This is a genomic window from Pseudomonas sp. GW101-3H06 (assembly GCF_059424605.1).
The window spans coordinates 4177218-4188818 of record NZ_JBWKZO010000001.1 but is presented as its reverse complement, the minus strand read 5'-3'; the positions used below and the strand labels follow the sequence as shown (position 1 = coordinate 4188818).

Genomic DNA, 11601 nt, shown 5'->3' with positions numbered 1-11601 from the left:
GGCCCGCGCCATGAGCAAAAGAAAACTGATTCCGCTGCTGATCTACATCCTGTTCCTGCTGGTGCCGATCTACTGGCTGCTGAACATGTCCTTCAAGAGCAACACCGAAATCCTCGGCGGTCTGACGCTGTTTCCCCAGGATTTCACCTTCCACAACTACAAGGTGATTTTCACCGATCCGGCCTGGTACACCGGTTACCTCAACTCGTTGTACTACGTGAGTCTGAACACGGTGATCTCGCTGAGCGTGGCGCTGCCGGCGGCTTATGCGTTCTCGCGTTACCGCTTCCTCGGCGACAAACACCTGTTCTTCTGGCTGCTGACCAACCGCATGGCGCCACCGGCGGTGTTTTTGCTGCCGTTCTTTCAGCTGTATTCGTCGATCGGGTTGTTCGATACCCACATCGCCGTGGCGCTGGCCCACTGTTTGTTCAACGTGCCGCTGGCGGTATGGATTCTCGAAGGCTTCATGTCCAGTGTGCCCAAGGAAATCGACGAAACCGCCTACATCGACGGCTACAGTTTCCCCAAGTTCTTCGTGAAGATCTTCATCCCGCTGATCGGCTCCGGCATCGGTGTGACGGCGTTTTTCTGCTTCATGTTTTCCTGGGTCGAACTGCTGCTGGCGCGCACCCTCACCTCGGTGAACGCCAAACCCATCGCGGCGGTCATGACCCGTACTGTCTCGGCGTCCGGTATCGACTGGGGCGTGCTGGCGGCGGCGGGGGTGCTGACCATCCTGCCGGGCATGCTGGTGATCTGGTTTGTTCGTAACCACGTGGCCAAGGGCTTTGCCCTGGGCCGGGTATGAGGAATCGATGATGGAATGGATGAGCTGGACCGTCCCGACGGCGGCATTTTTCAGCGTTATTGGCTTGATCCTGGTGGGCATGACGACCTGGGAGTTGCGTTCGCCGAGCATTCTTCGGCGAGGCTTTTTACCGATTGCCACCACCCGTGGCGATCGCTTGTTTATCGGTCTTCTCGGCAGCGCCTACCTGCATCTGCTGGTAATCGGCGTGACCGACTGGAGCATCTGGATAGCGTTCGCGTTGTCCCTGGTGTGGCTGTTGGCTGTGATGCGTTGGGGCTAGTCGAATCGCTCGGCAATGTTGCTCCCAAATTCAATAAGGAGGTCTCTATGTTCGACAAAAACAATAAGCTGCGACATAGCATTTCATTGGCAGCCATGCTGGCACTCAGCGGTTTGAGCGCTTCGGCCTGGGCCGATGCCTACGAAGACGCTGCGAAGAAATGGATCGGCAGTGAATTCAAACCGTCCACCCTGACGGCCGAACAACAGCTCGAAGAGCTGAAGTGGTTCATCAAGGCAGCGGAGCCGTTTCGCGGGATGAGCATCAAGGTGGTGTCGGAAACCATTGCCACCCACGAGTACGAGTCCAAGGTGCTGGCCAAGGCGTTCAGCGAAATCACCGGGATCAAGCTGACCCACGACCTGCTGCAGGAAGGCGACGTGGTCGAGAAGTTGCAGACCCAGATGCAGTCGGACAAAAACATCTATGACGGCTGGGTCAACGACTCGGACCTGATCGGCACGCACTTTCGCTACGGCAAGACCGAATCGATCACCGACCTGATGGCCAACGAAGGCAAGAACTTCACCTCGCCGACCCTGGACATCAAGGACTTCATCGGCATCTCGTTCACTACCGCGCCGGACGGCAAGATCTATCAACTGCCCGACCAACAGTTCGCCAACCTGTACTGGTTCCGTGCCGACTGGTTCGAGCGCGCGGACCTGAAAGCCAAGTTCAAGGAAAAATACGGCTACGAGTTGGGCGTACCGGTGAACTGGTCGGCCTATGAAGACATCGCCAAGTTCTTCAGCGAAGACGTCAAGGAAATCGACGGCAAGCGCGTCTACGGGCACATGGACTACGGCAAGAAAGACCCGTCCCTGGGCTGGCGCTTCACCGATGCCTGGTTCTCCATGGCCGGTGCCGGTGACAAAGGCATCCCCAACGGTCTGCCGGTGGACGAGTGGGGCATTCGCGTCGAGGATTGCCACCCGGTCGGTTCCAGCGTAACCCGTGGCGGTGATACCAACGGCCCGGCAGCGGTGTTCGCCACCACCAAGTACGTCGACTGGATGAAGAAGTACGCGCCACCGGAAGCGGCGGGCATGACCTTCTCCGAATCCGGCCCCGTGCCGTCCCAAGGCAACATCGCCCAGCAGATCTTCTGGTACACCGCGTTTACCGCCGACATGACCAAGCCTGGCCTGCCGGTGATGAATGCCGACGGTACGCCGAAATGGCGCATGGCGCCGTCGCCGAAAGGACCGTACTGGGAGGAGGGCATGAAGCTCGGTTATCAGGACGCCGGTTCCTGGACGTTCATGAAGTCCACGCCTGAGAAACAGAAACTGGCAGCCTGGCTGTACGCGCAGTTCGTGACCTCGAAAACCGTCTCGCTGAAGAAAACCATCGTCGGCCTGACCCCGATCCGCGAATCGGACATCAACTCGCAGGCCATGACCGACCTGGCACCTAAGCTCGGTGGCCTGGTGGAGTTCTACCGCAGCCCGGCCCGCGTGCAATGGACCCCGACCGGGACCAACGTGCCTGATTATCCTCGCCTCGCGCAGCTGTGGTGGAGCCACATCGCCGAAGCCGCCAGCGGCGAGAAAACCCCACAGCAGGCACTCGACGGTCTGGCCAAGGATCAGGACGCGATCATGACCCGCCTGGAACGTTCGAAAGCCCAAGCCACCTGCGCCCCGAAAATGAACCCCGAGCGCGACGCGCAATACTGGTTCGACCAACCGGGCGCCCCGAAACCGAAACTGGCGAACGAGAAGCCTAAGGGTGAAACCGTGAGCTACGCCGAACTGCTGAAATCGTGGGAGGCGGCGCGCAAGTAAAAGTCTGGTAGGTAAAAGGCGAACGGCACCGGAAGGTGCCGTTTTTGTTGGGTGCCAGTTCCGCCGCTATCGCGAGCAGGCTCACTCCCACAGGTTATGTGCCGTACACAAAATTTGTGGTCACCCACGACCCCTGGAGCGAGCCTGCTCGCGATGAGGCCATTCCAGTCACCAAAATTTATAAGCCGAACAAACATCCGGATGTAAATCATTACTCTCAATTTTGGGTGCCTTCAAAATCATCAAGCATGTCATCAGGCAACGGCGCGTCGAAGTCTTCGGGAAGGAATTGCGCCTGGGTCCATCCAGATGGTCCGCCAAATCCATGGTCATGACATTGGCCGAAGCCAGTGATTCGCAAGCATGGGCCAGCAGAGTTTCGGTATCGAGCTCTGGGTTGACGATGAACATGGTGCCCGGTGTGCGCGGGATGTCCATGATGGGGGGGCTCGGGTTTCAAGTGATCGTCGAGGTCGCGCTCGGCGGCTTCGTGCGGGGATGTCGGATCGGTGTCTGGCGGGTTGGGTGTCACTTTGAACATGGCGAATTCTCGTTTACTGGTGAGGCTGCCACATTCGTTTCCAGGCGAAGGGGTGGCAGCTGTACGCAGGTTGGAAAACCAGGGTAAACGAGCCCGGCAGACCCCGAAGGTCTCCCACGCACAGTCGCCATAACGAAACCACATAGTGCTAACGAGTACGTTATGAAGAGTGCCTTAGTGTCGTTTACCCATCGGGTTTCCAATCCCGACCGCTGATTTTCAGCGGCACGGAAACAATAGAACCAGGACCAACGGCGCTCAAACCCGCGGATTCTGTCGTACCCGTAGGTAATGACGCAAGGTGTTGTAGCTTTCGAGAAGTAATTTTCGAAGCGCTTAAACAGGTGTGTTTAAACTTCTTTGAGCAGACATCCTAGGCGCGAAAAATCAACTTTTTGCGACTACCACTGTAGGAAAAGGCGTGTTTGCTTTTACGAAATTTCCTGTTCGTACTTTTTGGCTGTGCTAATGGGATTGCTGCCACCCATTGCCCCACCGTCTTATTTGTCATCGCCCAATTTTCTCTCTATTCAGAACTTCTGATGAGAGGGAAGGACGTCAATTCAAATTGATGACAATAAGGTAGTTGCAAATGAATGCACCAACGCACCCCTGTATACCAACGAAGTCTCCCCTGAGTATCTACGCCGCTTGGACAACTCGCCCTTTACTGAGGAGCAACTTGCGAAATTTGACGACGAAGTCATGGCGATCATTGATCGGCAGCGGGCTTACGCTAACGCTCATCCCCCTCACACTATTTACCGAGTCGCCACCGAAGGCAGTCAAACCCGCGACGGCGGGGTGATTCATCAGGCAACAGCGCCGATTGCGTTCACATTAGATAGCGGTCGGAAAGTCTATGCAGCACAGAAAGGCGATTACGTCGTGTATGACGATGGCCGTAAGGCTCAGATCGTTACGGGCGCTGGGCAAGGTAATAGCCATCTGGCATTGGTTGGCAGCCGTCTGTGCAATGGCGACGAGATCATCAACACGTTGCAAGGAGGTTTTTTATTATTTGCGCGTGAGGGCGTGCCAATGGCCCAGGATTTTCTGCCTTCCATCAAGGAGGAAGAACACCAATGAACGAAGGGCATTTCATTGGCCTGCATGACAAGACCAGCTGTGGCGGCACGGTCCTGGATGGTCATAGCGGCATCAACCTGTTCGGCATCCTCCATGCTCGGGAAGGTGATCGGGTCACCTGTGGCAAGGATGGCAAGACTTACAGGATTGTCGGTGGCATCTCCTACATGATCAGTCATGGTGCGGCCTTGGCGGGTACGCTGGATAGTCACAGTGATTGCCCCTGCAAAGCTCGATTGATCCCCTCAGTGTTTGGAGCCACCTATCAAAGCGCTAACTCCGCACCGCGAGCGGGCAGGAGCGTTGTGCAGCCAGCTTCCAGTTCTGCAACCAGTCAACCGATAGCGTCACGTCCTTCCGGCTTCGCCTCTTCGAACGCTCCCACGCCTGCGTATTTCGCCCGCCCGGAACCCCAAGAACCGGGTTTTTATGTGGTGCCCAAAAGCATCACCCGCGAAGCGTTGGAAACGGCGCTTTTTGGCTCACACGATTCGGCGGTCATGCGTAAGTTTCAAGCGCTGAATCCAGGCCTTCACGACGTCAAGGCCGGCTCGTTGATTGTGTTGGGCGATCCGAAAAACAGCTCCTGCACCTATCAGGAAGCGCAACTGATGCAGGCCGCACAGCAGGTCAAAGCTGCCCTCGATCCACTGACACCGGACGAGGCCGAGTTCATGCACCGTCACGCGGCGGAGATCGCTGGTTTTATCGGCGACACCTCGACTTGGCTTGGCGTCAGCGCAGCGGTGATGGAAAAGCATCTGAGCGGCCTGCGCGACACGCTGCAAGCAATGGAGCGTTTGCATCAGGACAGCTACCGTCAACACGGCCATCTCAGATCACCGCAGTTCTTCGCCGATAGACAACGCTTGCTCGTACAACTGGATGCGCACCTGCTGAACTCCACTCGACTGCGTGGCCAGACCACTTTGGGCGATCACCCGAAACTGAAGACGGCGCTCGGCATTTCCAGTCGCAGTTTGGTGCATCGCTGGGATAAGGCGGGTGCGCCGGGGCAGATACCGGGTTATGCCACTCATGTGAATGCGATCAGTCGTGCAGCCAAGTACATGAGTGCAGGTGGGTACATCGGTATCGGGATTGGCGGGGTTTCTTCGTTGCTGGCTGTTCAGGAGGTTTGTGCTGGTGACTCTGGAGCGGCCTGCGAGAAGGTTAAATTTACCGAAGGAGGGAAATTTGGCGGATCAACACTGGGTGGCATGTGGGGCGGGGTGGGCGTGCCTTGGGTTGGCCAGCCTGTTTGCCTGGCGCTAGCGGCCAGCACTGCGGTAGGTGGCGTGATTTGCACTGCGGCCTTGGTAGGCATTGGTGCGTGGGCGGGGTCAGAAGTGGGTGGCATTGGAGGTGAGTTCATGGGTGAGAAGTTGTATGAAGCTATACAGCCATGATTGATGTCGACTCCTGGCCCCCTTGGGTTGCAATCATTGTTATTGGCGGCCCAATTCTATTGGGAGCTGTGAACCTCGTATTCAGCTCATATCTAAGCTGGCGTCACCTGGACGCAATAATGGGAGCCTTGAAAAGTTGTCGCTTCATATACATCTGGGGTCCCGCATGGCGGAATCGGGGCTGGATCGGAGGCTTTGTACTGATCGCTGTAATCGCCGGTATAGTGGTATGGCCGAAAGCGGACATCCGCTACGGCAGGCTGGATTCTGCTGATATCGAAAACTTTCCTCCTCGCCTGAAACGTCTCTTGGTCATTTATGTAACGATGGTGATCATTACTTTGGTCTGGATGGGGGTCGCATACCTGTTACTGAAACTGAGATAACTCGATAGCCCAGTTTGTCATTGAAGTACCAAACGCAAAAACGGCACCCAAAGGTGCCGTTTCTGTTTTCTACCGAGTGTCGCTAAGCGATCAACCCGCCAGACCCGATTGTTGAACCAGGTTCAGCAGCGGTTGTGGGTACAGGCCGAGGAAGAACGCCAGTACCGCGATGGCCAGCAGCATCACGCCGCCTGCACGTTGTTCCCAGTGCAGTTGCGCATCGTGGCGACGCAGGTTCGGTTCGATCAGGTACAGGGTGACCATGACGCGCAAGTAGTAGAACACGCCGATGGCGCTGCCCAGTACCAGGGAACCGACCAGCCACCACTGGTGCGACTCGACACCGGTGGCAATGATGTAGAACTTGCCGATGAAGCCCGCGGTCAGCGGGATACCCGCCAGGGACAGCATCATCACGGTCAGTACGGCGGTCAGGTACGGACGGCGCCAGAACAGGCCGCGGTATTCGTACAGGGCATCCGCGTCACGGCCGTTGTACGGCGAGGACATCAAGGTGATCACACCGAAGGCGCCGAGGCTGGTGATCACGTAGGTGACCAGGTACACGCCGATGGCTTCCACGGCCAGACCCTTGCTCGCCACCAGGGCGATCAGCAGGTAACCGAAGTGGGCGATGGACGAGTAACCTAGCAGACGCTTGAGGTTGCTCTGGGTCAGGGCCAGCAGGTTACCGAACAGGATCGACGCGATGGCGATGATGGTCAGCACGTCGCTCAGGACACCGCTGCTCGCCGCCGGCGAGATCTGGAACAGACGCACCATCACCGCGAACACGGCGACTTTGGAAGCGGTGGCCAGGAACGCCGCGACCGGCGCCGGAGCACCTTCGTAAACGTCCGGGGTCCAGAGGTGGAACGGTACCAGCGACAGCTTGAACGCCAGGCCGATCAGCATCATGCCCAGGCCCAGTTGCGCCAGCGAGCTTGGCAGGCCGGTGGCCGCCAAAGCCTGGCCGATGCCGACGAAGCTCAGGGAGCCGGAGTCGGCATACAGCAGCGCCATACCGAACAACAGGAACGCGGAACCGGCAGCCGACAGCACCATGTACTTGATACCGGCTTCCAGCGAGCGCTTGTTGAAGAAGGCGTAGGCCACCAGACCGTAGACCGGTACCGACAGCAGTTCCAGACCGATGAACAACCCGGCCAGGTGCTGCGCGCTGACCAGCACCAGGCCGCCAGCGGCAGCCATCAGGATCAGCAGGTACAGTTCTTCACGGTTGCCCGGGTAACCCGAACCGCCATCGCCGAGGTAAGCGTGGGCAAGGGTTACACAGGCCAGGGTGGCGACCAGGATCAGCGCCATGTACAGGCAGGCGAAAGTGTCGATCTGCAGCAACGGGGTCACGGCCAGAGGCGCGACTTTCAGGGCCGGCAGGATCGACAGCAAGGCCAGGTTCAGACCCGCCACCGACAGCAGGAAGGTCTGGGAGTGGTTGCGGCGCCAGGCGATCGCCAGCATCACCACGATGATCGTGGCGCTGGTGATCAACAACGGCGCAAGCGCGATAAAGTGTTGAGTCGTGAATTCCATAGCGCTCTTACCGGGCCGAAGCGAGTTGAGTGAAGGCGGTGCCGAGCCACTGCTGCACGCCATGCATCGTAGCGGCAGAGGTATCGAGGAACGGTTGCGGGTAGACGCCGATGTAGATCAGCAGCGCTGCCAGACCGACCACCATGATCATTTCGCGACCGTCCATGCCATGCAGCACCGCGTCCGACTTGGCCGGGCCGAAGTAGGCACGGTGGATCATGATCAGCGAGTAGACCGAACCGAACACCAGGCCGGACGTCGCGATGATGGTGACCCATGGGGCGATCGGGAAGGTGCCGATCAGAATCAGGAACTCGCCGACGAAGTTACCGGTACCCGGCAGGCCCAGGGACGCGGCCGCGAAGAACAGGCTGAGGGCCGGCAGGTAAGCGATCTTCGACCACAGGCCACCCATTTCACGCATGTCGCGGGTGTGGGTGCGTTCGTACAGCTGGCCGCTCAGGATAAAGAGTGCCGCGGCCGACAGACCGTGCGCCAGCATCTGCATCACCGCGCCCTGCAGCGCCAGTTGGCTGCCGGAATAGATGCCGATCAGGACGAAGCCCATGTGGGAAACGGACGAGAAGGCAATCAGACGCTTGATGTCGGTTTGCGCGAACGCCAGGAACGCACCGTAGAAAATCCCGATCAGACCCAGGGTCATGGCGAACGGCGCGAACTCGGCCGATGCGTTCGGGAACAGCGGCAGGGCGAAACGCAGCAGGCCGTAGGCAGCCGTCTTCAGCAAGATACCGGCGAGGTCGACGGAACCTGCGGTCGGCGCCTGGGCGTGAGCGTCAGGCAACCAGGAGTGGAACGGCACGACCGGCAGTTTCACCGCGAAAGCGATGAAGAAGCCGAGCATCAGGATGTACTCGGTGGTCGTCGACATCTTGGTTTTCAACAGGTCGGCGTAGTTGAAAGTAATCACGCCGGTGTCGTTGAAGTTGACCAGTACCAGACCCAGGATCGCCACCAGCATGATCAGGCCGGAAGCCTGAGTGAAGATGAAGAACTTGGTCGCCGCATAGATCCGGGTTTTCTTGCCGTCCGAAGAACTGTGACCCCAGAGCGCGATGAGGAAGTACATCGGCACCAGCATCATTTCCCAGAAGAAGAAGAACATGAACAGGTCGAGGGCCAGGAACACGCCGACGACACCGCCCAGGATCCACATCAGGTTCAGGTGGAAGAAGCCAACATGACGCTGGATTTCTTTCCACGAGCAGAGGACCGAGAGAACACCCAGCAGACCGGTCAGCAGGATCATCAACAGCGACAGGCCGTCGAGGGCCAGGTGCACGCTGATGCCGAAACGCTGGATCCAGATGTGCTTGAACTCAAGCACCCAGGTCGGATCGGCGCCTGGCGCCGGGGCAAGTGAATAGTCGCCGTTGGCCCACAGCCAGAGGCCGAGGGCGAGCAACAGGGACATGGTGATCAGCGCAATCCAGCGGGGGAGGGTGGCGCCGAAGCGCTCACCCATCCAGCACAGCAGGCCGCCGATGAAGGGGATCAGGATTAGCCAAGGCAGAATCATGACGGGCTCAATTCCTTTCGCAAGTTCGCAAGGTTCATATCAGACCGCTACCAGCACGACGGCGCCGATTACCAGCACGGCACCAGCAGCCATCGAGGCGGCATACCAACGCAGTTGACCGGTCTCGGTACGGCTCAGGGCGGTGTGACCGCCTTTGGCCATGCGCGGGATCAGACCGATGGTCTGGTCGAGCGGGTCTTTGCGCAGGATGTGGCTGATCGCCAGGTATGGCTTGACGAACAGTTTGTCGTAGATCCAGTCGAAGCCCCAGGCAGCGAACCACCAGGCCGACAGGAAACGGCCGATGCCGCTGTTGGCGATGGCGGTCACGAAGCGACGCTTGCCGAGGAACAGCAGCGCGGACAGCAGGATACCGGCCAGGGCGATGGCGCCCGAGGCGATTTCCAGGCTGTGCTTGGCTTCGCCACCGGCATGGCCGACGCTTTGCGGCAGTACGCCGTGCAGCGGCGGAACGATCATCGCGCCGACGAAGGTCGACAGCACGATCAGCACCGACAGTGGCAGCCAGTGAGCGATGCCGTGACCGGCGTGGGCTTCGGTCTTCGCTTCACCGTGGAACGCGATGAAGATCAGGCGGAAGGTGTACAGCGAGGTCATGAACGCACCGACCAGACCTGCGTAGAGCAGACCCTGGTTGCCGCTGGCGAACGCTTCCCAGAGGATTTCGTCCTTGGAGTAGAAGCCCGCGGTGACCAGTGGCAGGGCCGCCAAGGCCGCGCCGCCAACGATGAAGCTGGCGTAGGCCAGAGGCAGTTTCTTCCACAGGCCGCCCATCTTGAAGATGTCCTGCTCGTGGTGGCAGGCAACGATCACCGCACCGGAAGCAAGGAACAGCAGGGCCTTGAAGAACGCGTGGGTCATCAGGTGGAAGATCGCGCCGTCCCAGGCACCCACGCCCAGGGCCAGGAACATGTAGCCGATCTGGCTCATGGTCGAGTAGGCGAGGATTCGCTTGATGTCGGTCTGCACCAGCGCGGCAAAACCGGCCAGTACCAGGGTCACGCCACCGACGATGCCCACAAGGTGCAGGATTTCCGGCGCCAGGGTGAACAGGCCGTGGGTACGGGCGATCAGGTAGACACCTGCAGTTACCATCGTTGCCGCGTGGATCAGTGCCGAAACCGGAGTCGGGCCGGCCATCGCATCCGCCAGCCAGGTTTGCAGCGGCAGTTGCGCGGATTTACCGACAGCACCGCCCAGCAGCATCAGGGTGGCCATGACCATCCAGAAGTCGCCGGCCTGGAATTTCTGCGGTGCCAGCACCAGCAGTTCCTGGACGTTCAGCGTGCCCAGTTGAGCGAACAGGATGAACAGGCCGATGGCCATGAACACGTCGCCGATACGGGTCACGATGAAGGCTTTGAGTGCGGCGTTACCGTTGTTGCGGTTGCTGTAGTAGAAACCGATCAACAGGTACGAGCAAAGGCCCACGCCTTCCCAGCCGAAGTACAGGAACAACAGGTTATCGCCCAGCACCAGGAACAGCATGCTGGCGATAAACAGGTTGGTGTAGGCGAAGAAGCGCGAGTAACCGGCTTCACCACGCATGTACCAGGACGCGAACAGGTGGATCAGGAAGCCTACGCCGACCACGACACCGAGCATGGTCAGGGACAGACCATCCAGGTACAGCGCGAAGTTCGGCGTGAAGCCTTCCACCGCCATCCACTGCCACAACACCTGGGTGTAGTGGCCGCCTTCCGGTGGTGCGACGTTGAATTGCCAGATCACGTAAGCCGTGACGATGGCCGACAAGCCGACGGAACCGACGCCGATCAGCGCCGAGAGGTTTTCCGAGAGGCGTCCACGGGAGAACGACAGCAGCAGGAAACCAATGAGAGGGAATACGAAAGTCAGATAGAGAAGATTCATCCGCGCATCTCGCTGGCAGCGTCGATATCGAGAGTGTGGAAGCGGCGGTACAGCTGCAACAGAATCGCCAGGCCGATACTGGCCTCGGCGGCTGCCAGGCTGATCACCAGGATGAACATGATCTGTCCATCCGGCTGCGCCCAGCGGCTACCGGCAACGATGAACGCCAACGCGGAGGCATTCATCATGACCTCCAGGCTCATCAGCACGAAAAGAATGTTGCGGCGGACCATCAGGCCGACCAGACCGAGGCAGAACAGGATGCCGGCGACCGCCAGACCATGCTCCATAGGGATAGCAGGCAT

At 59.0% G+C, this 11601-nt stretch carries 9 protein-coding genes and 1 pseudogene; 5 read left to right on the top strand and 5 right to left on the bottom strand.

The annotated features are described in order from the left end of the window. Positions 1–10: 10 nt before the first annotated feature. Genes AC07ZE_RS19180 through AC07ZE_RS19170 form a run of 3 tightly spaced genes read left to right on the top strand, consistent with a single transcriptional unit; the run spans position 11 to position 2884 of the window. The gene (locus AC07ZE_RS19180; RefSeq protein WP_095192728.1) at positions 11–811 is read left to right on the top strand and encodes a carbohydrate ABC transporter permease; all 801 of its coding nucleotides are present in this window, start codon (positions 11–13) and stop codon (positions 809–811) included. 10 nt (positions 812–821) lie between these two features. Then, a complete protein-coding gene (locus AC07ZE_RS19175) occupies positions 822–1094 on the top strand; it encodes a DUF2160 domain-containing protein (RefSeq protein ID WP_095192727.1) in 273 nt (90 codons plus the stop codon). Positions 1095–1141: 47 nt separating this feature from the next. Beyond that, complete coding sequence (locus tag AC07ZE_RS19170) at positions 1142–2884, top strand: ABC transporter substrate-binding protein (protein WP_207266210.1); 1743 nt, start codon at positions 1142–1144, stop codon at positions 2882–2884. Between the two features lie 168 nt (positions 2885–3052). Here AC07ZE_RS19170 and AC07ZE_RS19165 read toward each other — a convergent pair. After that, positions 3053–3425, bottom strand: a pseudogene (locus AC07ZE_RS19165) (DUF6124 family protein). A gap of 651 nt (positions 3426–4076) precedes the next feature. On the opposite strand from AC07ZE_RS19165, the gene AC07ZE_RS19160 reads away from it, so the two are divergent. After that, entirely contained in the window at positions 4077–4514 is a 438-nt protein-coding gene (locus AC07ZE_RS19160; protein ID WP_259331981.1) for a hypothetical protein, read from the top strand. Next, the gene (locus AC07ZE_RS19155) at positions 4511–5923 is read left to right on the top strand and encodes a PAAR domain-containing protein (RefSeq protein WP_207266209.1); all 1413 of its coding nucleotides are present in this window, start codon (positions 4511–4513) and stop codon (positions 5921–5923) included. The genes AC07ZE_RS19160 and AC07ZE_RS19155 overlap by 4 nt, the downstream gene beginning before the upstream one ends. A gap of 476 nt (positions 5924–6399) precedes the next feature. Here the strand turns inward: AC07ZE_RS19155 and nuoN are convergent, their stop codons facing one another. The 4 genes from nuoN to nuoK are packed head-to-tail and all read right to left on the bottom strand — an operon-like array spanning position 6400 to position 11601. Then, positions 6400–7863, bottom strand: a complete 1464-nt coding sequence (nuoN, locus tag AC07ZE_RS19150; RefSeq protein ID WP_095192723.1) for an NADH-quinone oxidoreductase subunit NuoN — start codon at positions 7861–7863, stop codon at positions 6400–6402. 7 nt (positions 7864–7870) lie between these two features. Beyond that, positions 7871–9403: an NADH-quinone oxidoreductase subunit M gene (gene nuoM, locus AC07ZE_RS19145; protein ID WP_095192722.1), complete on the bottom strand. Its 1533-nt coding sequence runs from the start codon at positions 9401–9403 to the stop codon at positions 7871–7873. Between the two features lie 39 nt (positions 9404–9442). Beyond that, entirely contained in the window at positions 9443–11296 is a 1854-nt protein-coding gene (gene nuoL, locus AC07ZE_RS19140) for an NADH-quinone oxidoreductase subunit L (RefSeq protein WP_095192721.1), read from the bottom strand. Continuing rightward, a complete protein-coding gene (gene nuoK / locus AC07ZE_RS19135) occupies positions 11293–11601 on the bottom strand; it encodes an NADH-quinone oxidoreductase subunit NuoK (protein ID WP_007946416.1) in 309 nt (102 codons plus the stop codon). Before nuoK ends, nuoL begins: the two co-directional genes overlap by 4 nt.